The organism is Bacteroidota bacterium, from assembly GCA_030706745.1.
Taxonomy (GTDB): domain Bacteria; phylum Bacteroidota; class Ignavibacteria; order Palsa-1295; family Palsa-1295; genus PALSA-1295.
The window spans coordinates 540,390-564,514 of record JAUZNX010000001.1 but is presented as its reverse complement, the minus strand read 5'-3'; the positions used below and the strand labels follow the sequence as shown (position 1 = coordinate 564,514).

27 protein-coding genes are annotated in these 24,125 nt (G+C 54.5%); 14 read left to right on the top strand and 13 right to left on the bottom strand.

From position 1 onward, the window contains the following. The first annotated feature begins 177 nt into the window (after positions 1–177). Positions 178–1,467, top strand: coding sequence for an aspartate--tRNA(Asn) ligase (gene aspS, locus Q8902_02525; protein ID MDP4198428.1), 1,290 nt, complete (start codon positions 178–180; stop codon positions 1,465–1,467). Between the two features lie 224 nt (positions 1,468–1,691). Beyond that, the gene (locus tag Q8902_02520; GenBank protein MDP4198427.1) at positions 1,692–2,567 is read left to right on the top strand and encodes a hypothetical protein; all 876 of its coding nucleotides are present in this window, start codon (positions 1,692–1,694) and stop codon (positions 2,565–2,567) included. A gap of 50 nt (positions 2,568–2,617) precedes the next feature. On the opposite strand, the gene Q8902_02515 is transcribed toward Q8902_02520, so the two are convergent. Then, a complete protein-coding gene (locus Q8902_02515) occupies positions 2,618–3,244 on the bottom strand; it encodes a DUF899 family protein (GenBank protein MDP4198426.1) in 627 nt (208 codons plus the stop codon). 212 nt (positions 3,245–3,456) lie between these two features. On the opposite strand from Q8902_02515, the gene Q8902_02510 reads away from it, so the two are divergent. Continuing rightward, positions 3,457–3,648: a histone H1 gene (locus Q8902_02510; protein ID MDP4198425.1), complete on the top strand. Its 192-nt coding sequence runs from the start codon at positions 3,457–3,459 to the stop codon at positions 3,646–3,648. 3 nt (positions 3,649–3,651) lie between these two features. On the opposite strand, the gene Q8902_02505 is transcribed toward Q8902_02510, so the two are convergent. The 7 genes from Q8902_02505 to uvrA are packed head-to-tail and all read right to left on the bottom strand — an operon-like array spanning position 3,652 to position 11,641. Next, a complete protein-coding gene (locus tag Q8902_02505) occupies positions 3,652–4,233 on the bottom strand; it encodes an NUDIX domain-containing protein (GenBank protein MDP4198424.1) in 582 nt (193 codons plus the stop codon). Positions 4,234–4,242: 9 nt separating this feature from the next. Then, a complete protein-coding gene (locus tag Q8902_02500; protein ID MDP4198423.1) occupies positions 4,243–5,196 on the bottom strand; it encodes a homocysteine S-methyltransferase family protein in 954 nt (317 codons plus the stop codon). Between the two features lie 44 nt (positions 5,197–5,240). After that, positions 5,241–5,966, bottom strand: coding sequence for a gamma-glutamyl-gamma-aminobutyrate hydrolase family protein (locus tag Q8902_02495; protein MDP4198422.1), 726 nt, complete (start codon positions 5,964–5,966; stop codon positions 5,241–5,243). Next, positions 5,963–6,982 (bottom strand): tetraacyldisaccharide 4'-kinase, encoded by a 1,020-nt coding sequence (lpxK, locus tag Q8902_02490; protein MDP4198421.1) that lies wholly within the window; start codon positions 6,980–6,982, stop codon positions 5,963–5,965. Before lpxK ends, Q8902_02495 begins: the two co-directional genes overlap by 4 nt. Continuing rightward, entirely contained in the window at positions 6,979–7,545 is a 567-nt protein-coding gene (locus tag Q8902_02485; GenBank protein MDP4198420.1) for a DUF374 domain-containing protein, read from the bottom strand. Before Q8902_02485 ends, lpxK begins: the two co-directional genes overlap by 4 nt. Beyond that, positions 7,542–8,723, bottom strand: coding sequence for a lipid-A-disaccharide synthase (gene lpxB, locus Q8902_02480; GenBank protein ID MDP4198419.1), 1,182 nt, complete (start codon positions 8,721–8,723; stop codon positions 7,542–7,544). The genes Q8902_02485 and lpxB overlap by 4 nt, the downstream gene beginning before the upstream one ends. Beyond that, a complete protein-coding gene (gene uvrA / locus Q8902_02475; protein ID MDP4198418.1) occupies positions 8,720–11,641 on the bottom strand; it encodes an excinuclease ABC subunit UvrA in 2,922 nt (973 codons plus the stop codon). Before uvrA ends, lpxB begins: the two co-directional genes overlap by 4 nt. Positions 11,642–11,907: 266 nt before the next feature. On the opposite strand from uvrA, the gene Q8902_02470 reads away from it, so the two are divergent. From Q8902_02470 to Q8902_02420, 11 genes are all read left to right on the top strand, one after another. Beyond that, a complete protein-coding gene (locus tag Q8902_02470; protein ID MDP4198417.1) occupies positions 11,908–12,783 on the top strand; it encodes an alkaline phosphatase family protein in 876 nt (291 codons plus the stop codon). Between the two features lie 113 nt (positions 12,784–12,896). Further along, entirely contained in the window at positions 12,897–13,835 is a 939-nt protein-coding gene (locus Q8902_02465) for an MlaD family protein (GenBank protein ID MDP4198416.1), read from the top strand. A 99-nt stretch (positions 13,836–13,934) separates the two neighbouring features. Continuing rightward, the gene (locus Q8902_02460) at positions 13,935–14,081 is read left to right on the top strand and encodes a hypothetical protein (protein ID MDP4198415.1); all 147 of its coding nucleotides are present in this window, start codon (positions 13,935–13,937) and stop codon (positions 14,079–14,081) included. A gap of 127 nt (positions 14,082–14,208) precedes the next feature. After that, positions 14,209–15,342, top strand: coding sequence for a DNA cytosine methyltransferase (locus tag Q8902_02455; protein ID MDP4198414.1), 1,134 nt, complete (start codon positions 14,209–14,211; stop codon positions 15,340–15,342). Between the two features lie 16 nt (positions 15,343–15,358). Beyond that, a complete protein-coding gene (locus Q8902_02450; GenBank protein MDP4198413.1) occupies positions 15,359–16,102 on the top strand; it encodes a TdeIII family type II restriction endonuclease in 744 nt (247 codons plus the stop codon). Positions 16,103–16,135: 33 nt separating this feature from the next. Then, on the top strand, positions 16,136–16,855 hold the full coding sequence (locus Q8902_02445) for a hypothetical protein (GenBank protein ID MDP4198412.1): 720 nt from the start codon (positions 16,136–16,138) through the stop codon (positions 16,853–16,855). Between the two features lie 262 nt (positions 16,856–17,117). Next, complete coding sequence (locus Q8902_02440) at positions 17,118–17,348, top strand: hypothetical protein (GenBank protein MDP4198411.1); 231 nt, start codon at positions 17,118–17,120, stop codon at positions 17,346–17,348. After that, entirely contained in the window at positions 17,338–17,724 is a 387-nt protein-coding gene (locus tag Q8902_02435) for a type II toxin-antitoxin system VapC family toxin (protein ID MDP4198410.1), read from the top strand. The genes Q8902_02440 and Q8902_02435 overlap by 11 nt, the downstream gene beginning before the upstream one ends. 94 nt (positions 17,725–17,818) lie before the next feature. After that, entirely contained in the window at positions 17,819–18,115 is a 297-nt protein-coding gene (locus Q8902_02430) for a DUF433 domain-containing protein (GenBank protein ID MDP4198409.1), read from the top strand. Continuing rightward, a complete protein-coding gene (locus Q8902_02425; protein ID MDP4198408.1) occupies positions 18,112–18,315 on the top strand; it encodes a DUF5615 family PIN-like protein in 204 nt (67 codons plus the stop codon). Before Q8902_02430 ends, Q8902_02425 begins: the two co-directional genes overlap by 4 nt. Before the next feature lie 3 nt (positions 18,316–18,318). Next, positions 18,319–18,450, top strand: coding sequence for a hypothetical protein (locus Q8902_02420; protein MDP4198407.1), 132 nt, complete (start codon positions 18,319–18,321; stop codon positions 18,448–18,450). 42 nt (positions 18,451–18,492) lie between these two features. Here the strand turns inward: Q8902_02420 and rodA are convergent, their stop codons facing one another. From rodA to Q8902_02395, 5 genes are all read right to left on the bottom strand, one after another. Continuing rightward, positions 18,493–19,743 (bottom strand): rod shape-determining protein RodA, encoded by a 1,251-nt coding sequence (gene rodA, locus Q8902_02415; GenBank protein ID MDP4198406.1) that lies wholly within the window; start codon positions 19,741–19,743, stop codon positions 18,493–18,495. Between the two features lie 60 nt (positions 19,744–19,803). After that, complete coding sequence (locus Q8902_02410; GenBank protein ID MDP4198405.1) at positions 19,804–20,988, bottom strand: HAMP domain-containing sensor histidine kinase; 1,185 nt, start codon at positions 20,986–20,988, stop codon at positions 19,804–19,806. Positions 20,989–21,036: 48 nt separating this feature from the next. Further along, positions 21,037–21,492 carry a hypothetical protein gene (locus Q8902_02405; protein ID MDP4198404.1) on the bottom strand — a complete coding sequence of 152 codons (456 nt, stop codon included), beginning with the start codon at positions 21,490–21,492 and terminating at the stop codon, positions 21,037–21,039. 6 nt (positions 21,493–21,498) lie between these two features. Further along, positions 21,499–22,665, bottom strand: a complete 1,167-nt coding sequence (hutI, locus tag Q8902_02400; protein MDP4198403.1) for an imidazolonepropionase — start codon at positions 22,663–22,665, stop codon at positions 21,499–21,501. 108 nt (positions 22,666–22,773) lie between these two features. Next, positions 22,774–24,117, bottom strand: a complete 1,344-nt coding sequence (locus tag Q8902_02395) for a heterodisulfide reductase-related iron-sulfur binding cluster (GenBank protein ID MDP4198402.1) — start codon at positions 24,115–24,117, stop codon at positions 22,774–22,776. Positions 24,118–24,125: the final 8 nt, after the last annotated feature.

Below are 24,125 nucleotides of genomic sequence, written 5' to 3'. Positions count from 1 at the left end.
TAGTGGCGGAGCCACGGCAGGTATTAGCCTGGGGTGAAGCGAAGCGCAACCCCAGGACCCTTTGAACCGAATTTGTCGGAATCGCTTAGCAAGAACTCCTTGTTGATTTTTTGCTGACAATTATTCGCCTTTTGTGGCTTTAAGTTAGGATAACCGCATCAATGAACGAATACTCCTGTGCATAATAAGAATAGAGCCTACGTAAATGCCGCAATGCAAATGGTTGGTAATACGGTTTGCTTATGCGGATTCGCTGAACAAGTCCGCGTGCTAAAAAAAGTGGCCTTTCTTATTTTAAGAGATTCGACTGGTTCTATCCAATGCGTTACTACTGATCCAATTCTAATGCATTTGGTTGCTTCTTGTCCCGTTGAATCGGCTGTTCGCGTCCGAGGAACAGTTTCAATTAATGAGAACGTGAAGCTCAGCCCATTTGAACTATTGCTCGAGGAGATTGAAATTATTAACCCCGCTGAAGCTCTCCCATTTCAACCCGATGCCCATGAAGACGTTAGAGTAATGTGGAGATTCTTGGATCTTAGGACTTCAGCAAGGAATCTTATGATCTTTCGTATACAAACTGCCATTGAAGACGCAATGCGAGAGTATTTATCGGAAGATTTTGTAGAGTTACATACGCCAAAGTTAATGGGAGTGCCGAGTGAAGGTCGAGCCGAATTATTCGAGACTGATTACTTCGGCAAACGCGCATACCTTGCTCAATCTCCACAACTCTACAAACAACTTGCGATTGCCTCGGGCTTCGAAAAGGTATTTGAGATAGGCCCGGTGTTTCGCGCCGATCCGTCTGCGACGAGTCGACACACTGCGGAATTTACTGGCGTCGATATAGAAATGTCCTGGATCGATAGCCACGAAGACATCATGGACTTTGAAGAACGTTGGCTTGCGCACGTGATCGCTCGCGTAAAGGAGGATTACGGAGACACGATCCTAAAAGAATTTCATGTCACTCTTCAGGTGCCCGTCATTCCGTTTCCAAGAATAAGCATCGCCGAGTGTTATGATATTTTGGAACAAAAAGGACATCCGGTACATCGGAACGGGGATTTAAGCTCAGAGTTCGAAAAACTTATTGGTGAACACGTTGCGCAAACGCATAACCATGAATTTGTCTTTATAACCGACTATCCGATTTCGGTGCGGCCGTTCTATCATATGCGAACAGGTAACCTCACCAACAGCTTCGACCTTCTCTGGAAGGGCATGGAGATCACGACTGGTGCGCAACGCGAACACCGCTATGACATTTTGTTGGAGCAAGTCGCAGAGAAGGGTATTAACAAAGAGCACATTCAGTTCTACTTGGATTGTTTCCGCTATGGATGCCCGCCGCACGGGGGACTCGGCCTCGGACTCTCTCGTCTGCTTATGAATATGTTAAACCTTGACAATGTGAGAGAGGCAACCTTTATTAGTCGTACGAAGACTCGCTTAGTGCCGTGATGGATCACAGGGACATGCTACGCGAGCCCATCTCCCGGATAAACTGGATGTTCCTGAGAAGTTGGCGTCGGACGTGCTGCGCACTTCCACTTACAGGATAAGCGGAATGTTTGTGCTGCTCAGCGGCAGGACGTGCGCGGCACGTCCCTACGATTGTGTACAGGCGTACTCGCGGGGTACACGCCAGTCCGAAACAATAGCACTTCTCGCGTGTTAACCGCCCGATGAAAATTGCATTGGTCCGGTGTAGTGTGGAGGAATATTATTCCGGAGAAGGCATCGCCGATGAAGATTCGGTATTGCTCGCGGCGCTGCTCGGCAAGGGACTGGATGTTGAACCGGCGGTTTGGAATGACGCGAGCGTCGATTGGACGCGATACGATCTCGCCATTCTAAAATCGCCGTGGGGCTATGACGATCACATCGAGGAATTCTATGCGTGGCTCGACACGCTCGAATCGCTCGGCGTTCGTGTGCTCAATCCAGCCAACACGGTGCGATGGAACAGCAACAAGCGGTACTTGCGCGATATTGCGGAGGCAGGCTTGCCGGTCGTCCCGACCGAATATCTCGCTCACGGCACGCACGCCGATCTTGCGCCATACTTCGAGCGGTTCCGGGCCGAGAAGCTTGTCGTCAAACCGTGCGTGAGCGCCAGCGCAAAGAACACCGTCGTTGTTAGCCGCGACACACTCCGCGAGAGCGAGCAATCCATCGATCGATTGCTGATGGATGCCGAATATCTCGTGCAGCCATTCATGGAGGAAATCCTTGAGGGCGAGTGGTCGCATCTGTTCTTCGGTGGCACGTACAGCCACAGCTTGCTCAAAGTCCCGAAGCGCGGCGATTTCCGGGTCCAGCATTTTTTCGGCGGTGTGGTCCTGCCTCGCGTTGCGAATACCTCCGAAGTTCGCGAGGCCGCGCAATACGTCGAGCGATTTGCGAGCGACACTCTCTATGCCCGCGTCGATGGCGTGACCCGCGGCGGAACATTCCATCTCATGGAGTTGGAGCTGATCGAGCCGTACCTCTATCTCGACGCCAGCCCGAATGCGTGCAAGAATTATTGCCGCGCCTTACTGCAACGTGTGATGGAATAATTACCCACCCGTTGTGTACCGGCGGGTGCAACTCGCCGGTACACCGGGAATTAGCTGTGCGCGAGGTCCTTCTTTACTGCCTCGGAGTAATTGTATTTCGGATGCCAGTCGCGCTCGCTTGGCAAGAGATCGAGGAAATGCCAGACCGAGCAGTATGCGTCGCCAGGACCGAATGCAGCTTTCGATACGTGTTCGATCTCGAAGCCAGCGTCCACGCTCGACCCCGAAGCATTCTTGCGAAAGATCGAGACGCCGGGCTCATACCGTCTTGGCTCGGGCTCGAATCCCATGTCGTGCTTGAATGTCGTGCCTTCCGTTGAGAGCATGCGGAAATTCCAGCCACGGTCCCGTGCGAACTGGCGTTGCGTTTCGGGATCGTTCGGCGTGGTGACGACGAACGCGGCGCGGTCTTCCAGGTGCTTGGTGATTCCGATAAAGCTATCGGCCCACAGCGTACAATAGGAACATTGCTTGCCCATGTTGTGCACCACGATCAGCTCATCTTTATCGCCGAATAGCTCGCTCAGGCGGACTTTGACGCCGGGCCATTCGGTCAGTTCGTAATCGGCCACTCGCTCGGGTGGCTGCTCGCGGCGAAGCTTCGCGAGTTGCTTCTGCATATCGACAATTTGCTGTTCGAGCGCTTCGATTTCTGTTCGGTCCGTTGAGGTTTTCATAGTGCGGCGAATGTATGATGGAAATTCCGGTCCACGAAAATAGCGAATTTTCGGGTAAAACACTTGCATTCTGGCTCAGAATCTCGTATTTTAGCGATGTGGATGATCGGTCATCCGCCAGAACTCAGTTCTGATGGGAATCCAGCCAATGCCGGAAGGGTTTCCGAAATGTGGTTTTCGTCCATCAAATACGACAAATAGGAGGCAATAACATGAGCCGTTTTAAGGAATTGCAGGACTTACTTGCTAGCTTTGAGAAAGACTTCGAGAAGTTTTACGACAAGGGCAATAAGTCCGCCGGCACGCGCATTCGCAAGGCGATGAACGATATGAAGCGAAAAGCGCAGGAAATCCGCAAGGAAGTCCAGGAAATGAAGACGAAAGAAGAGCCGGCCGGAGCCTAATTCTTACGTTTCTTCGCTTGATGAGCGGCCTGCTCCTTTGGCAGGGCCGCTCGTTTCGCTTCTCCCTCCCACACCGGGCGATCCCGCACGGGACGATCCCAGAAGTGAGTCGCTGATTCGCAAGTACTCTCGAGCGAGCCCGCCATCGAGAATGTCCTCACACAGGTGCTGCAGAATCCTTCGATCTTCGGGCCACATAAAGCTCTCTCGGATTTTCTCGCGGGCGATCCAACGGTAATCGTCATGCTCGTGATTGAGCTTAACCCGTTGCTCCCGTGAGACGATGGCCAGAAACAGGACTTGATGAAAAAGTTGGTCGGTCTCAGTGGTCGGTCCCGGAATATAAAACGAACCGAAAGTACCAGAACGGTAAAACTCTTGCGGAGTGAGTCCGGTCTCTTCGTCTAATTCACGCAACGCCGCTTGCCACGCGGTTTCACCCGGCTCCATGCATCCTGCAACGGTCTGCCAGGTTCCACCCATGTAGTCATCGGCAGCCCGTCGAAGTTGGAGAAACTCATAGCCATCGTTCAAGGCGTTCATTCGAACGATGTAGCAACCGATCAGGTCAGTCCGAACGAGCATCAGGGACGATCAAAAAGGCATGTCGTTATTACTATCGCCTTCTTCGGAAAGGTCGATGTGCTCCATGTTCAGATAAAAGAGATCGCGCTTCGTGCGAATCTCCCCTGTCGTCGTGGGCGTGGTGCCACAGCAACTCCCGACCATGACGGCTCCCTCTTGCATCCATGCAAGACAACCCAGGGTAATTTCTTTGTTGCTCGAAGCATAGAGATCCCACGAACCATCGGGTCGTTTTTCCGATGCGTTCGGGTAACAGCCAAACCAGACCATCGCGCGCCGGGCCGCTTTCGAAAAAATTGGCAGCGCATCCATGATGACCGAAAGCGGCGCACAATTCAGCGCGACTAAGTGCGCCCCGCCTTCGGCCAGACGTTTGACCGCATAATCGAGCGGCGTGCCATCGAGCATCGTCTCGCCATCTTTGGGTACAAGCGAAACCCATACATATTTATTGGATTCCGCTTTCGCTGCCGCGAGCGCGCACAGCGCCTCGCGAATCGAGTTCATCGTCTCGATCAAAATAATATCGACTCTTGCTTCATCAAGCCATCGCGCCATGACACGATGTTCTTCGATAAGCGCAGCGTCGCTGGCCGGCACCAACTCCGGCGAGAAACAATCTTCGACCGGCGCGATCGATCCCGCGACCTGCATCCCACGGTTTTTTTCACGCCGTGCTCGGCGCGCGATGCGGACCGCTTTCTTCGTGAGCGCTTCGGCATCCATCCCGGTGCCTTTGAGGGCGCGAGGGTTCGTGCGGAATGTGTTGGCGGTGATTATGTCCGCGCCTTCCCAAAGATAATCTTTGTGAACGCGATAGATGAGATCGGGATGGGTGATGAGTCCACGGGCGGTCCAGCTCTTGCCGTGCGTTTTCACGCCACGGCCTTCGAGCTCTGTGCCTAGGGCACCATCGAGCACGAGCGGCCGCACGCCAAACGCAGTATCGAGATCGCGAGTCATGTTTTGATAACGCGCTCCCGGAAAAAAAGACTCATTCGATATAGCTACGCGGTCCGTGCTCGAAGCGCCTTGTGTGCCGCTACTTCCCACAGGAAGGACTCAAAGACCTGACCGGCGAACCGCTCACTGAAATCCATTCGCTCGGGATGCCATTGCACGGCAAGAAAGAACGGTTTTCCGGTTGGATCGGCCCATTCGAGCGCTTCAATGGTGCCATCTTCTTCCGCGCGAGCGGTCACAAGAAGACCATCGCCGGGACGCTCGGCCGCTTGGTGGTGAGCCGAATTGATCTCACCTTCACGCGTGCGAAGAATACCGCTTAGATACGATCCTGGCTCGACCTTAACACGATGCCGCTGGTCATAGCCATCCAACTTGCTGTGACTTCTTCCACCAAACGTTTCGATGTCGGTCACGAGTGTTCCACCGCGATGCACGTTCAAGAGTTGCAGCCCACGACAAATGCCGAGAGTTGGAATACGCTTCTCCTCGACGTTTGATGCCAGATCGAACTCGGCCTGATCGCGAGCATCATCAATGTCCTTACAGAGCTGCTCTTCGGCTTGTTTTCCATATCGGGCCGGATCGATGTCCGCCCCGCCGGTAAAGAGAACGCCATCACACTCGCCGAGCCGATTCGGATGCGCCGAAAGATCGATCAGCGTAACGTCTTCCTCCAGACGCCCGGCGGCAGCCCGTATCGCGTCTCGATAGAAATTGTACTTCTCGTTCGATTCGGGTGCGTAGGAAAGACCGATGGTTAGCATCATAAGATTCGATCGATGGAGTCGTACAAACTCTGCTCACCACTCAAGAATTCAAGTTCTTGCTTGAGAACAAGAACGGGCAGGGACGATTGCCCGAAATATCCACGGCTTTTGACCGCATCCTTCATGGTCGTGACTAACAGTTGAGCGCCCGAGCGTTCCGCATCGCTCACGAGCGATCGCGCCAACGCCTGAGAATACTCTGCGTGATCGCCGAGCGAGCGCGAAATAACTTCGGCGCCCAACGACTCGAGCATTCGATGAAAGCGCGCGGGCGAAGCAATACCGGAGAGCGCCAAAACCCGTTTCGCGCGTATTGCTGCAAGCGGAAGCTGCTCACCGTCCCTCAAAGATTCAAGTGCGATCGGAATCGCGTGAATTGCTGCGACAACAACATTCGTATTCGCATAGGGCTTCAGCCGCTCCCAATAGTCTCGAAGCCGTGACTTATCGCTGGCATTCGTAAACGCAATCGCACCAGCCGCACGCACGGCACTGAACGGCTCTCGAAATCGGCCAAACGGAATGACCGCAGAAAGCGGACGCTCCGCATCGATCAGCACGATATCCAAATCGCGCTGCAAGCGCTGATGCTGAAAGCCGTCATCGAGAAGGATCACATTGGCACCGAGTCGTTTTGCTTCGAGCGCACCACGAAGGCGATCCTCGCTCACAATAACGATAGTGCCAGGCAGCGACTGCGCGAGCATTTGCGCTTCATCGCCAGAATCTTCGATCGAAGCCAGGATGCGACGAGCATCGCTGACTACAACGAGGCCCTTCGAACGCCGTTTGTATCCTCGCGAAACAATGGCAACGCGCCGTTGGCGTTTCTGCGTGAGATAGTGTGCAACGAGCAAGACCATCGGCGATTTGCCGGTCCCGCCCAGTGAGAGATTTCCAACACTGATGACCGGAACGCCGGGATGGGACGCTTTCAATAGCCCGCGTTCATAGAACCAGCGACGCAGGCGCATCGCATACGCGTATGGATTCAGATAATCGAAGATCGCGGTCATTCGGCAAAAGAAAGCGATGCTCGTTCAAGCGTCGCATCGTCCAATTCGTTTGTTGCTGGAACTCGGTCAACCTGAATCTCCACTCTTGAAAATGGCAACGGCACCTCGAACCGGTCCCAACTCTTTGTGAGAACTGTACGCCAACGATAGCGAATCGTAAGCATATACAGTGGCACATCCGCCTCTCTTGCGGCGATAAACGCACCGCGCTTAAAGATGTGTCGTGGCCCGCGAGGACCATCCGGTGTAATGGCAAGCGTGTCTGCTTCACCTTCATTCAGCATTCGTATTGCCACGTCGAGTGCTTCGCGGCCACGCTTGCCGGTCGAGCCGCGAGCAAGCTGGTAACCCCAACGCACGAGAACACTGGATAAGAGTTGCCCGTCCTTGCTTCGACTGACCAGCGCGACCGGTGCTCGCGTGCGGACGGCGTACCATCCCGCGAGCATTTTCCCATGCCAGAACATGACGATGCTACGTTCGGGCAAGGTCTCGCCGCTCCAGCGGAAGCGGAGCGTCCGTGCAAGAATTGTCGCGCCGAATGGCAGCAGCCGTTCGATCATGATGCAAGCAAAGTTTCCGCGACGCGCCGCGAAGGTCCGGGCCATTGATCACGATGCGCGGGTCCGCGTAAAGTGTCGGCAAGCCCCTGCAACGATCGGCGAAAATCATCGGCGCGCGCCAATATTTCGTCCAGTTCGGTTACGATTTGTTCGACAGACATGTCCTTCTGCAGAAGTTCCGGATAGAGTTTTCGCCCGAGTACGATATTCGCAAGTCCAACATACGGCAGCTTCACGAGCCGCTTTCCGATCGCGAAGGATATGGGATGCGTCTTGTAGCAGATAACGCCAGGCAACCCGAGCAAGGCCGCTTCGAGCGTCGTCGTCCCGCTCTTGAGGATACCGAGCGTTGCGTGGGACATTAGTTCGTGCGTGGCCTTTGCATCGCGGAAGCGTATCAGCTTCGTGGATCGGTCTGATGGGTCGGATTCGACCGATAGGTCGTATCGAAACTCCTCGATCGCTTCTGACTCGACCAGAATTGGCAAGAAGTTATGACGCGCAACAAATACATTGGCGGCCCGCGCCATCGTTGGAAGGAAGCGTCGCACCTCTTCCGTTCGGCTGCCGGAGAATACGAGCAGCCAGTCTTTTGTTGCATCGAGCCCGTATGCCCTGGCGAACTCTTCACGAGAGCGGAATGCCGAACGCTCCTCTTCGATCCGCTCGACAAGCGGATGGCCGATGAAATGCGCGTTTGCGAGTCCGTAATCCCGATAGAGCTTCTCCTCGAACGGAAACACGACCAACATCTCATCGACGACTTGCTTCAACACTTCGATGCGCGAAGCATGCCATGCCCACACTTGCGGACTCACATAATAGACAACCCGAATGCCGCGCTTCTTTGCTTCGCGGGCGAGACGAATATTAAAGCCGGGATAATCGATGAGAAGTAAGACATCCGGGCGTCGTGTGTCGAGCAACTCCGTCATCTCTCGCAACACATTTCGAAAGAACCGAAACCGCCGTGCAACTTCGACAAACCCCACGACCGACATCTCGCGAGCATTGTAGAGGCACTCGACTCCTTCTGCCAAAGATTCATCGCCAGCAATACCAAAGATACTCACCTCGATGCCACGCTCGCGTGCAAGTGCATTCACCGCACGCACGGCCCGCGACGCGATTCTGTCACCGGAGGCTTCTCCGGCAATGAGCATGATGGTACGGGTCATTTCAATAACGGTGCGAGATATTTTCCGGTATACGACCGCGCTTCCTTCGCGATCACTTCCGGTGTGCCTTCGGCCACGATCTCGCCACCATCCGAGCCGGCATCGGGGCCGAGATCGATCACCCAGTCGGCAGTTTTGATCACATCGAGATTGTGCTCGATGGCAATCACCGAGTGCCCACGCTCGACAAGTGCATTCAGCGCGGCGAGCAACTTTGCAATGTCATCGAAGTGAAGTCCCGTCGTCGGCTCATCGAAGATAAAGAGTGTGTGTTCCTCGGCCTCGTCCGCCAGATGCGCGGCGAGTTTCACGCGTTGCGCTTCGCCACCCGAAAGCGTCGTAGCCGGCTGACCCAGCCGCATATAGCCCAAGCCAACATCATCGAGTACCTGCAATCGGCGGCGAATACGGTCGTGCTCTTCGAAGAACGTGACGGCTTCGCTTACAGTCATACCCAGCACATCGACGATGTTTTTTCCGTCCAACGTGGCGTCGAGTACTTCTTGCTTATACCGTTTGCCGCCGCATGAGTCACAAAGCAGATACATGTCGGCCAGGAATTGCATCTCGACTTTTACGTATCCCTCACCCTGACAGGCTTCGCATCGTCCACCCGGAATGTTGAACGAAAAATATCCCGGCGCCCAGCCCCGTTGCTTCGCATAGACCGTGCGGCTGAATGCCTCGCGGATCAGATCGAATACTTTCACATACGTCGCCGGATTCGAGCGCGGCGTGCGACCGATCGGCGTTTGATCGACAAGCTCCACGTGCCTGACATGATCGGCTCCTTCGATCTCATGGTGCGAGCCCACGGCTCCCACACTTTCACCTTTCAACTTCTTCAGGGCGGAATAGAGCACCGAGTGAACCAGCGTGGATTTGCCAGAGCCGGAGACGCCAGTTACAACGACAAACGACTCCAGCGGAAATGAGACCGTCAGGTCTTTGAGATTATGCTCGCTGGCGCCGGTCACACGGATCACATATCTAGGATCGGTGCGCCGGCGCTTGATCGGCACCGCGATTTCGCGCTCGCGTCGCAAATACTTACCGGTCAGAGATCGGCCCTTCTTATCGGCGAGCAAGCCCGCCACACTTCCCTGAAACAGAATCTCGCCGCCAAGCTCACCGGCCAGTGGACCGAAATCCACGACCTGATCGGCGGCAAGAATTACCTCTTCATCATGCTCGACAACGATCACGGTATTGCCGAGATCGCGGACCCGGTGCAAAATGGCGAGCAGCTTTGCCGTGTCGCGCTGATGTAAGCCAATGGTCGGCTCATCGAGCACATAGAGGGCGCCGACAAGCGCACCACCGAGCGAGGTCGCAAGATTGATCCGCTGAGATTCACCGCCCGAAAGCGTATTCGAAAGTCGATCGAGCGTCAGATAGCTGAGACCGACTTCGTCCAGGTAGCGTGTGCGCTTGCGCAACTCATCCAGGATGCGAACGGCTATCGTCTGTTCGTACTCGGGAAGCACCAGCTCTTCGAAGAAGCGGCGCGCCTCGCGCGTCGTCATGCGGACAATATCGTGGATTGTCTTATCGGCAACACGGACATTCATCGCAGCCGGCCGCAACCGTGAGCCGTGACATTTCGGGCAAACGGTGTAGCCGCGAAAGCGCGAGAGCATCACGCGGTAGTGCAGTTTGTACGTCTGCCGTTCAAGTTCGGTGAAGAATCCATTTACGCCGACGAAGGCCCCATGACCGCTCCAAACCACTTCGCGCTCGTGGTCCGTCAGTGAGTTGTAAGGAACATCCGTGCGCACGCCAGCTTCTTTTGCGATTGCGATCAATTCGCGATTGTATTCGGAGAACTTTGGACCCGACCAGCAGACGATTGCACCACCACGAATCGAACGCGTTCTATCCGGCACAACGAGATCGGCGTCGATCCCGATTGCGCGGCCAAAACCCTGGCACTCCGGGCACGCGCCATACGGATTGTTGAAGGAGAACAGTCGCGGCTCCGGCTCTTCATACGCGAGGCCATCGTTCGCACATTCGAACAGCTCTGAGTATAGCTCTTCGTGCGTCGAAGCATCGCCATCCATGTAGGCGATAATCACGCGGCCACTACTTTCGCGGAAAGCGGTTTCGATCGAATCCGCGATGCGCGAGGGCAGTCCATCATCCTCGGCACGCCAGATAAGCCGGTCGATCAGAATGCGCACCGTCGACGGATCGATCTGTTTTGGATTCTCCTCCGAGAGATCGAGAACCCGCGCTTCGCCTTGCAGGACAATGCGGAAGTATCCTTGCTGGCGCAAGTTGTCCCATTCTTCGTTCAGTGTGTGATCCTCGTGCTGGTGCATCGGGAAGAGCACGTAAAACTTTTGACCTTCGCGTATGTGCTGACGAATCGACTCGACAATCGACTGCGTCGTATCCTTGCGGACAAGCCGGCCACACCGAATGCAATATGTTTTGCCCACGCGCGCGAAGAGCAACCGCAGGTAATCGTAAATCTCAGTCTGCGTGGCAACCGTCGAGCGTGGGTTGCGCGTCGTGGTCTTCTGCTCGATCGCCACGGCCGGACTGATACCGGTAATCGAATCGACATCCGGCTTCTGCATCCGCTCCAAAAACTGCCGCGCATACACCGAGAGACTTTCGACGTATCGGCGCTGACCTTCGGCATAGAGGGTATCGAATGCCAGCGACGACTTTCCCGAACCGCTCACGCCGGTGAAGACGTGAATCTTGTTGCGCTCCAAATCGAGCGAGAGGTTCTTCAGGTTGTGCAGACGCGCGCCCTTGACCGAAATCGGCCGCTTCGCCGAGGGAAGCTTGTTTGGGGCAGCAAGTTGAGGGTTGAGAGCAGTAGATGTTCCGTTCTGCGGCACAATAGCTTTCTTGCCGCTCGCAGGCAGCACTTTCGATCTCGACGTACGAACGGTCTTGGCCAAGCGGAAAAAATGTGAAAAACTGTGAGGTGGTTATCCCGAACCCGGTAAAATGCTTTTTGACCGGGAAGAATTCGACTGCCGCATTTTTCACAATATCTTAATACGGAGCGACCAAACCGGGAAATCGCGTGAAATTCAGCAGTATTCCGTATTCTGAGATGCGAGCCGCACGCGACGCCGCATGGAGGCTCGAAACGGAGCCAATGCGCGACAGGGTTGAGTATAATGCATCCGTTCTCTACTCATAACTGATCTTGCTGGTAGCTATGCATTCTCGAATTGTTCGTTATTCTGAACTCGCGATCGCTTTACTTGCCGGCGTGCTGTCCCTCGGCGGATGTGCGCACAAACCCGCGCGGCCAGATCACATTGTGATTCTGATGCTCGAAAACCGAAGCTATGGAAACATCATCGGTTCTCCGAATGCACCATATCTGAATTCCTTGCTAAGCGATCCGAATGCCGCGCTCTTTACCAGTTCCTTCGGCATCGAGCATCCCAGCGAGCCGAATTACCTCGATCTGTTTTCCGGATCGAACCAGGGCGTGACGAGCGATTCACTGCCCAAGGGGTACCCATTCACCACCGATAATCTCGCCAGCGAGTTGATCGATGCCGGCAAGTCTTACGTGACCTACTCCGAGGACCTTCCGGCTGTCGGTTCCGATACGGAGTCCTGCGGTCTCTATGCGCGCAAACACAATGCATCGGTCAACTGGATCGGGACAGGCCTGCATCAAATCCCACCGACAACCAATCAGACTCTTGCCGCATTTCCGTCCGATTACTCGCAGCTTCCAACCGTCTCGATGGTCGTTCCCAACCAGGATAACGACATGCACAATGGCGTTGCCGCGGCAACGATCCAGAGGGGCGACAGATGGGTCAAAGATCATCTGGATTCCTACATTCACTGGGCGAAGGAGCATAATAGTCTGCTCATCATCACATTCGATGAGGATGATTACGCGACCGGCAACCATATCCCGACAATCTTTATCGGCTCGCAAGTGAAGGGTGGCATCTACGGTCAGCGGATCGATCACTTTTCGGTCCTCCGGACGATCGAGCAACTCTATCACTTACGCTACGCCGGCAAGGCTGCGGACGCCAGTCCAATACTTCTCTTTTGGAAGGGCTGAGCGAAGTGACGTTGTGGCTGGCGTTCTAAGGACCGCACGAAGGCGGAGCAACTGACCGAGTTGCTCGGCGAACGGGTGAAGTCATTGTTCAGACAATCTCGTTAGATTGTACCGTGACCAAAGAAGAACGAACGGACATTAAGGTAGGCGCAACGGTGCTTGTGGCGATCGCCCTGCTGCTTTTCGGCATTCTTTGGGCTAAAGGCTGGCATTTTGGCCCAAATGAGGTTGTCGTGCGGGCCATCTTCCCGACCGCCGGTGGCATTGAGAAGGGCGACCCCGTCATGGTGAGCGGGATCAAACGCGGCCTGGTCCGCGAAGTCCTTCTGCGCGATACCGGCGTCATGGTCACGATGGGCTTTGACCCGCCGGTCGATTTGCGACGGGATGCCTCGGCAAAGATCTCCATGCTCGAACTCATGAGCGGTAAAAAAGTCGAGATCGATCCCGGTGTGGCGAGCGAACGGCTGCCGGCCGGTGCGATCATGTACGGAGTCTATTCCGGGGATGTCAGCACGCTGGTCGCGATGGTCAACTCGCTATCGGCAACGCTCCAATCGGTGACCGTCAAGGCGGATACACTCTTCACGTCGCTCAACAGTGTGTTCCGTGGCGATAGTATGAAGACCCAACTGAGTGCCGTGCTGGTGAGCGTGGATCAGGCCGCGAAGCGGGCAACCGCGATGCTGGCCGAGAACGGTACGGCCATCCGGCATACGTTCTCGCAAGCGGACACGGTCACGCGCGATCTATCCGCGATGCTCTCCGAGAACCGAGCCGGCCTCAAGACTTTGATTGACACTGGCTCCATGGCCGTGGGCGAAGCGCGAACGGCGCTGATTCGAGCGAGTAACTTAGCGGTGCGCTTCGACAGCCTTCTGGCAAGCGCCAACAAGCCGAACACCATGTTGTACCGTCTGACGAAGGACGAGCAGTTCGCCACACGCTTGGACAGTACAGTCTCCTCCCTCCTAAAACTCATGGAGCAACTCCGCCTCCAGGGACTCGACGCGAATATTCGGTTCTTCAACAGCGCGAAGCCGGGGAAGTAGGACTCGGGCACCATCTCGCCCTTCGTGTACTGTGGAGTTGTACTCCACAGTCCCGCGTTCGCGGGAATCACACTGTTGGATTGTGGTAATCATTATCCGATGAACAAACTCTATTTCGGCGATAACCTCGACATCCTTCGCGAGTATATCAAGGATGAGACGGTCGATCTGACTTATCTTGGGGCCGCCCCCTTTCAATTCGAAGCGCGATTACTCCGTGCTCTTCAAAGACGCCGAAGGGAATGACCGCGATTGACGTCGCATTATGAGCCTCGCTGAACGACTCAATCGTTTTATTTTTTCAGAATGTTAACAACTTTCTGAACCTAGGAGCAGTCCTTGTGGATTATTGATTCCAAGTGAAAGTGCCAGTATGATTCGCGTAACAGAGTTCAATTCGATCTCGCTATTTTCAGGAGCTATGGGTCTCGACCTTGGGCTGGAAGAGGCGGGGATCAGCACGCGCATTTCTCAAGATTATGATAAGTATTGCGCTGAGACTGCAAAGCTCAATAAGCGCAAAATGATCTTGGGAGACATTCGCGATATAAGCGGGAAGGATCTCTGCATAGCCGGTGGTGTGCGCCCCAAAGACGTATTCTTGGTCGCGGGAGGGCCGCCATGCCAGCCATTTAGCACAGCCGGACTTCGAGGTAGCCTTAACGACCCGCGTGGCAGCCTCTTCATGGAATTCAAGCGCGTCATTGATGAAGTACGTCCCCGCTTCTTTGTGATGGAGAATGTCAAGGGCATTCTTTCTGCTCCCGTGATACGGGAGAACGGGTTTCCTACCACTGCGTTCGAGATTATCATGGAGGAGCTCGAAAAGCTTGGTTACAAATTGACGCATAGCATAGTAGATGCAGTTCATTATGGGGTGCCGCAATTTCGTGAGCGTCTTATCGTAATTGGAAGTCGCGACAACGAGCCGATTTTTATTCCTAATCCCACGCACTTTCAGTCACACCAAAATCCGGATTACCGCTGGCAGACGTTACGTAATGCGATCAGCGATCTGGAAGCCAATCCCGGAGAAGGTGCGAAGTACAGCAAAGAACGCAGCATGCTACTGAAGCTCGTACCGGAAGGCGGCAACTGGAAATCCCTGCCCAAGGACATTGTAGCTAAGGCCATGGGCGGTGCGTTTGAATCCGGAGGCGGTAAGGTAGGTTTTTATCGGAGACTTTCATACGACCAGCCATCTCCGACCCTGGTCACAAGTCCCATTCATAAGAGTACAATGCTAACACATCCCACGGCACGGCCACCACGCCCTTTGAGTGTTAGCGAATATGCGAGGATTCAGCAATTTCCGGATTCCTGGAAATTTGCTGGGGAATCAACACAAGCTTATAAACAGATCGGCAACGCTGTTCCCGTTGGTCTTGGCAAAGCAATTGGACAGATGCTCATTAGCGTTGCTACAGGCACCGCGAAGGTGCATGTTAAAAGAGCACGGGGTACGTCGGTACACCATCGCATGATACCGCTTGCGTTCTCGAATTAGTAATTGATTGACGACAATGCCACTTACTGAAACGACTCGACAGGCAATTCACGATTACCTACTGAGACAGGTGACACGTTTCGTCCAAGACAACCGAGCCACCGCTCGACAAAAGCCGTTTCACGTTCGTCTTCTTCCAATACTCTCTGAGGTGAAGTTCTCTGAACGTTCATTTTCTACTCGTTCTGGCTCATGGTTTCAAGAGATGGCACGCCTTGTTGCTTCCCAGTTCCACAGAGCAGCGACTCTCGGGTACTCTGTGACGGGCCGCATTCAGCCTGCTGCGGAAGCTGATATTGTTGCCATCACCGAACTTATGGATCACGGTGTGCCACGTCGGATTCCAAATCGTGCGAACGACATCGCCCGTGTTCTCGGGGTTCAAGATCCTGGCGGAGTCGATCGATCCATCATTAGCGATCTCTTTATCCTTCGGCACGACGACTCTGAGCTCTATTTCGAAATGAAGACACCTGATCCTAACAAAGGTCAGTGCAAGAAAATGAAGCACGACATACTGCTGATCTCGGCTCTTAGAAAGGGTCACAGCGCGGAAGCATACGCCGCGGCTGCCTACAATCCGAATGGCGATGATGCTCCCTATATGAACAATTACGCGCGACAGTTTCTGGAGATAGGTCAGGATTTGCTAGTTGGTCGACAGTTCTGGAGTAAGATAGGAGACGACCAAACCTACGATGAACTGCTCGAAGTTGCCGAAGCGGTGGGTAATGAGATAAGGCCGATCTTGAATCGTTAATTGTGAGTATGTGGATATTGACTGTTAATCACATTGGCGGCAATCACAGCAAAACAAAAAAGAACCGATCTTCTTTTCAAGGTCGCGAGACAGATAAGGAGGAGGTATAGTATTCGCCGAAATCTACTTGCTTGGGGCCAAGAGTTTTACCAGTCATTTAAGTGGCGCGACGCGAACAATAAATTCCATGGCCTAATAGCCGAAGTGCTGTTGCAGCGCACGACGGCAAAAGCGGCTCATCGCGTCTACGAAGCCTTTGTGACAAGATTTCCTTCCGTTCAATCGCTCGCAAAATCTACTCCAGAACAAGTTCTCGAAATCATAAGGCCGCTGGGCATTTACTCTCGTGCGAATACACTCGTTGAGATGGCGAGGATACTAGTCGATGAACACTCGGCGGATGTGCCCCAAGATTTTGACGTTTTGCTTTCCCTTCCTGGTGTTGGTCGCTACGCTGCATCTGCCTTCTTATGTCTTCATGCAAATCAAGCAGTGGCGATTGCGGATTCGAATGTTCAGCGCGCTGCAAGTAGATTAATCGGACAAAAAGTAACGGTGGATGAAGCTGCGGATTTCTTCGCGATGATTCTTCCGCCCAAAGACGCGAGACGGTTCACATTAGCGTTTCTTGATTTCTCGATGCAGATTTGTCGGCCAAACCCCTGGCAGCCCCTTTGTCGCGAATGCCCATTCTTATCCATCTGTAAGACAGGTTCGAAGATCATTGCAGGCAACAAACCAAGTTGGATGTAATATCATCTGAAGTCGCTGGTGCTCCACCCTGGGCTGTGCGGGTACTTCGTGCCTTCGCCACATTGTCGCTGCCGCGCCCAAGTGGGTCCGCGAGCAACCACTCCCACACGCGACCTGAGCGGCCGGTGTGCGACTGCATCGTTGCTTCGCTAATCCGCGCAAGCTGAAGCATGCTCCACACCTTTGGCAGCACGGGCCCGGCGGCGGCTGGGCACAGAACGCGCGCGGGGGCGGTTGCTAAGAGTTGGGAGGTAGTATTGTTATGTCACAATCCGAAATTCAACATCAGCTTTACGAGGAGATCGACAAGCTCAGCGCGGCTGAGCAATTGCGGCTACTTGCGAGCGCTCGGGCAATGAGATCGGAGACTCCGAAAGGCACACCCTGGTCAGAGATTCAGCACCTTACCGGTACGCTCCCGGATGAAGATGCTAAAGAAATCATTTCGGCAATCGAAGCCGGTTGCGAAAATATCGATCTCGATGAATGGTAAGGCCTTACTGGATTCGAACGCAGTCGTTCAAATCCTGAATGGCAAGCTTGATCTCCCTCGGCTTGGCTTCGATGAAATTCTGGTGCCGATGACCGTCGTCGGTGAGCTATTCTTTGGCGTTCATAAATCGGCGCGGGTCACTGAGAATCGTCGGAGGCTTCTCACGTTTCTCGATTTGGTTTCGCTCGTTAGCAGTGATCTGGAGGTAGCAGAGATGTACGGTCAAATCAAAGCAACACTTCGGAGCAAGGGCAAACCAATTCCGGAGAACGATATGTGGATCGCCGCAACAGCAATTCGGCACCGCTTGCCGCTCGTTACGAATGATAAGCATTTCGGGGAGGTCGAAAGGCTTGCTGTAATCCGCTGGTCATAACCCTGTTGCTTGCCATGCGCTGATGACCCTTGTTTAGGGCCGGTGGCGGCTTTGGGCACAGAATGCTCGCGGGGCCGGTTGTGAGAATATGCAGATGGTTACACAGCAGGCAGTTGGTTATCCGCACATTACGTCGGACGCGCGCATTCTGAGCGGCGTGCCAATCGTCGAGGGTACGCGCACGCCGGTGCGGAGTATTGCAACGTATTTCAATATGGGCATGTCGGTCGATGAAATTCTGATCGCGCTGCCGTATCTCAATTTTGGTCTTGTGTTTTCGGCACTTTCGTATTACTTCGATCACAAGTCAGAGATCGATGCTAACATCGCTGAGAATAATGATGTCGATCGCTGGGACGCGATGGCACGAGCCGCGAAACGGCCGTCGTGAGCCACCGGCTGTTGCTCGATGAGGATATCCAAGGCGATCTCGCCAAAGCATTGCGTGCGAGAGGAATCGATGCCATTCGCATTCAGGAGGTTGGAACATCGGGAGCCGACGATCCCGATCAATTGGCCTTGGCGGTCCGATTAGAGCGAGCGTTCGTTACGTTCAATCGCGGTGATTTTACGAGACTACATTGCAAGTAGTATATGGAAGAAGGATATCACCACTTTGGTATCTTGACCTGTCCGCAATTGCCGATTGGTGAAATGTTGCGAAGAATTCTGCGATCGCTCGATGAGCATAATAATCTTCGTGATGGTATCTTCTATATCCGCTGAGTGATGCGCACTTCGGCCCTCACTGTTAGCCCGTTGTCCCTGCTAAAACAGCACCTTCCGGTTACGATACAAATTCATCAGGATGCCGGCCATGAGGAGATTGGTCAGCAACGCGGAGCCACCGTAGGACATGAACGGCAGCGGAATACCGATGACGGGCATGAGTCCGAGCGCCATGCCGATGTTCACCGTCACGTGCAAGAACCAGATGCCGGCAATGCCGATCGCGACCACGCTCGAAAATATACTGCGCACTGAGGAGGCGATCGCGACGCCCCGGAAGATTACGAAGAGATAGAGCAAGAGAATCACGACCGCGCCGACGAATCCGAATTCTTCCGCTGGGACGCTGATGATGAAGTCGGTCCACTGTTTCGGCACGTATCGGAGTTGCGTCTGCGTGCCGCGCAGATAGCCTTTGCCGGTGAGTCCGCCGGAGCCGATGGCCATGCGCGTTTGGATCACGTTGTATCCCGCGCCGAGCGGATCGAGTTCGGGATCGAGCAGCACCTGCACGCGATTGCGCTGGTACTGGTGCAAATGCTCGTAAATAAAATTCGTCGAAAATGCGATGGCAATCACAATGCCGAAGGCCAGCACCGTAAGCACAAGGTTGCGCCGGAAGACAAAAAATAGCACAAGTCCACCCGCGAGCACAGCAATGACGGTCGGCGTTTGTCCGAAGAGAGAGAGCACAGCGACGAGCGCGGGAATAACCACCGCCGCCAGCAGGAAGAGATCGATGCCCGACCAAAGCAAGATCACGACGAGCAGTCCGGCAAAAATTACGGCGGTGCCGGGATCCGGTTCTTTTAAGATCAGCGCGACAGGAAGGATGACCAATCCGCAGACGGTCAGCAGATTTTTAACATTGGAGAGATCGCGTCCTTTGTTCAGGAAGGCACCGATGGTGAAGATGGTCGCGAGCTTCGCAATCTCCGACGGCTGGAATTGAAATCCACCGATCGCGATCCAGCTTCGATGTCCATAGACAAGCTTACCTTTGAACGCAACAAAAACGAGCAGCGCAAGACTGATCCCGTAGAGCGGATAGGCGACCGCTTGAAACCATCGGACCGGCAGCATCGCCATCACGATCATCCCGCCGATACCGCCCGCCGCAAAGAGCAGCTGCGAGCCGAAGCGGTTGTTCATGTTGGCGGCGTATGTCGCGCTGTAAATCGCGAGAAATCCAGCCGTAACCAGCAGCAAAACGGAGAAGAACGTCGTGATATCGAAGTTCTTCCGCTCGAGCATCTCGGGAAATTCGATCTGTTTGCGATCGGCTGGCATTGCGTTCAGGTCGGAGTTGCAAAAATCGGGTGCGAACGTGTTCGGTAACCGAGAACACCATTAAGCCAACTCTGGCTTCGTATGTGCAGGAATCGTAAATGCGAACGTCGAACCCTGACCGTCGTTCCGCTCGACCCAGATCTTCCCGCCGTGCTGCTTGACAATCTGCTTGGCAATGGCGAGCCCGAGCCCCGTTCCCAAATGCGCCGTTTCGGGTGCCTGCCAGTATTGTTCGAAGATTTTGTCTTGATATTCATCAGGAATACCGGGGCCCGTGTCCTCGACCGTGAATCGGACATCACCTTCGACAACTTGGGTTCTGACCCTGACCTTTCCGCCCTCCGGGGTAAACTTGATCGCATTATCGATCAGGTTCGTAAGCACCTGCATAAGCCGATCGCGGTCCGCATGGATAATGGTGCTGCCCTCGAGGTCGCATACAATGTCCACCCCTTTCGATTTGGTGTGGAGCATCGCCGCTTCGCAGGCTTGCTGAGTAAGTTCTTTGGCTTCCTGCGGCACTGGACTGAGTGGCAACTCTCCCGTCCGTTCGACGATGGCGGTATCCAACAAATCGCGAAGCATTCGGCTCATGCGATTGACCGAATCCATCGCCATTCCGAGCAGCTCATCCCGCTGCTGAACCGGAAGCTTTTGATCGGCAATGGCTTCGAGTACAATCGAAACGGTGTTCAGCGGATTGCGGAGATCGTGCGCGAGGAGGCGGACCATTTGATCGCGAATGTGAACGGAGCGTTCGAGTTCTACCCGCTGCCGCTCCGATTCCTGCAGCAAAATAATCCGATTCACGCCAATCGCAGCCGCCTCGGCAAGCGTCTGCATGCTGACTATCTCACTGGCCTCAAATGGTTTGGCTCGAATCACAATGAGCGCGCCAATTTTCCGCTCTTCGGCAACAAGGGGCAATACCGCTGCCGGCGCATGGTACCCAATCGACTGTAAAATCGACCGGCTTTCCGAACGGACATCGGCAACAGTAATTGGCTCGCCGAGTTCAATTACGCGTTGAATGATCGATCCTTCATACGGCCCGCGGGTCCCCGCCGGTGGAAGCCCCTCGCCATAGGCTGCTAGGGCAACGGTTTCGTTATCCTCGAGGCGCTCGATGTACGCGCCAGAGGCACCGGTCAGTATAGCCGATTGCTCGGCGATATATCCAAGAACGTCCGCGGGATCCTTGCGCGTCGCAAGCCCACGAATAATATCTCGGAATAGATTAGTCATGCATTGTCCTATCCAAAAGCCGGGCCGAACGGCGCGAATGAAGTGCCGTTAATAGGAGCGGCCGCGGAATCGACTGGAAAATGGCTTTTTCGAGCGAGGAGGGCCAAGAACCTCACGGGTCACGACAAAAGTCTGAATCGCGGCCCGATCGAATACAAAGCGAGGACGCACCACCGCAGAAGTTGTATACGCATCGGCGACAGGTGCGACTTCAGGAACGATCGTCTCAACAACCTCCGGCTGCTCCGGCGCTATTGTCTCACTTTCGGCGGGCTGCTGACGGCGCGAATACTGTAAAAGTCGCTGGACCTCCGGAGGGAGGTCTCCTTCATCGTAGGGTACGTAGGGCTCGTCAGGGACGACGTTCGTGCTCGTGTAAGCATTGTCAGTCGTTGGAATCGCCATGGCTGCCGCTTGCTTCCGCTTCTCTTCACGCAGCGCTTTGCGGCGCGCCTTGAGCACGCTCCACAAAATGATGATGATGAGTAATACGATCTGTTTCATGCGTTCCTAAATCCGGTCTCCGTACACGATCTTCCCTGCTTTCACAACGCTTACGACATCACTGACGCCAACGTGATACGGAAGATATTCGAGTCTTGGAATATAACACAACACGAAGTCCGCGAGTTTATTCCGCTCGATGGAGCCGTGAGTACTGGCGCGGTCAAGTGCGGCGGCGCCATTTATTGTCGCGGCACAGAGCGCTTCGGCTGGTGTCATTTGCATACCGAACACGGCAAGCGATATCGCAAGCTGCATATTCTCGCTCATGGCGCTTCCCGGATTGCAGTCCGTTGCGATCGCGACCGCGCATCCGGCATCGATCAACTTGCGAGCCGGGGCGTAAGGCGCGCGGAGACTGAGTGCAGTGATCGGCAGCAACGTTGCGACCGTCCGCTCGCTCGATGCCAAAGCCCCAATCCCATCATCGCTTATTTTGAGAAGATGATCGGCGCTGAATGCGCCGAGTTCGGCGGCTGTTCTCGCGCCATTCGTCTCGGCGAGTTCATCCGCGTGAAGCTTGATCTTCAAGCCAAGCTCTTTGGCGCGTATGCAGATGCGAATTGTCTCCGCACGCGTAAAATATCCTTCGTCCATGAAGACATCGCAAAACTCCGCCAGGCCGTGCAGCGTTGGAAGCTGCTCAGCTACGATCTCTTCGACATACTCCGTCTGCGACTTGTTTTTTGGGACGGCGTGCGCACCGAGATATGTCACGATGACTTCCATCGAAGTCTCGCTGCCAAGTCGCGCTGCTGCTTCGAGCAGCTTCCGTTCATCAGAGGTCGAAAGCCCATAGCCAGATTTGATCTCCATCGTTGTCGTGCCGAGCGCAAGTGCACGCTGAGCAAATGGCTTCGAATACGTGACAATATCATCTATGCTGGCCGCTCGCACCTGCTCGACGGACGATCGAATGCCGCCGCCCATTTGTGCAATCTCCTGATACGAACGGCCTTCGGCGCGCATGGCGGCTTCAGCACTTCGCTCACCGGCGAAGGCGCAGTGTGTGTGAGAATCGACGAAGCCAGGGAGAGCAACAAGTCCGCGACAATCGACCAATTCAAATGATGAATGATGGATGTCGAATGATGAAGCGGGGCCGACCGCTTCAATGGTGCCGTCATCGCGGACAAGGATTGCGGCATCATCAAGTTCGAGAATACTTCTCATGCTCACGCCTCGCACGGCTGCAGGGCCGAGCGGTGTGTAAAGCTTGCGGATATTATGAAATAGAGTCACAATCGAGAATCACAACCTTCATCCCTCATGCTTCGTCCCTCATCCTTGGGCCGGAGCGAGTCCCATTGCGCGATAGACAATCTCGATGGGATGTAGCGCATGCTCGCCCGTGCCTTCCTCGATGTGGAGGTGGGCAAGCGAACAATCGCTGACAACCGTCGCCGGTTTATCTTTGTCGATTGCCTTGAACAGCTTCTTACCAACATCGAGCGAAATCTCGTAGTACTCTTTTTTCGCGGACCATGAGCCATCATGTCCTGAGCACTGCTGGACCATCGTAACGTTCACGCCGGGAATCAGCTTCATCAGGTCACGCGAGTTGTAGCCGATATTCTGTACCCGAAGGTGGCACGGCACGTGGTACGTCACGTTTTCAGTAACACTCACCGGAAATTCCAACGCGATCTTCTTCTCTCGATGTAACTTCATCAGGTATTCGCATGGATCGAAAATCGCAGCCATGACACGCTTTGCGGCGGCCTTGTCGGTTGCGTAATTCTCGTACTCGAGCCGCATCATCATCGAGCAGCTTGGACTCATGGCGATGATCTTGTAGCCTTTCTCGACCCATGGTAACAACCGTGCAATGTTTCGATCGACCGTTCCAGTTACTTTCTCGATATTCCCAGTGCCAAGCTCCGGCATGCCGCAGCACTCTTGTTCCGGCACCGCAATCTCGATTCCGAATTTCTCTAGAATCTGGACATACTGCCTGCCGATCCATGGCTTATTCTGATCGAGCATGCAAGTGTAGAAGAGCGCAATTTTTTCATCGACCACCCCCTGCATCGTGGTCAATGTGCCCTGCCTTAAGGCGGGGGTTCTTATCTTCCACCACCCATGAAACGTCTCCCTCGCATACTCGGGTAGTTTCTTACGCCGATCAATTCCGATGGTCACTTCCATGGCCGTTCGGGCGAGTGGATTCTTCGCGCCCCAATTCATCAATCCAGGGATGGCTGCGCCAATCGCGCCGGCGCGATCGGTATCGCCAGTCACGAAATCGCGCAACCTGCTTTTGATCGGTTTGCCGTGCTCTTTCGTCTTGATCGCATCGGCACGCAAGAGTAGTCGCGGAAAATCAAGCTGATACTCGTGCGGTGGAGTGTACGGGCACTTTGGATAACAAAGCTTGCACTGATAGCAGTAATCGACCGTATGATCGTAGTCTGCTTTAGTCAGATGGTGAACTGCGCTTTCGGAGGTCTTCCCCGCTGCCGTCAGCTTGTCGTCCTCGGCTTCGATCCGGTCGAAGATGTCCGAAAACGGCGGACACAGGTTGTCGCATAAGCGACAACCGTTGCAGACATCCAGAATGCGGGTGAACTCGCGCTGGAGGTCGGCGGAGTCCCAATAGAGCGGATCGTGTGTGTCGAAGACCATGCTGGTAT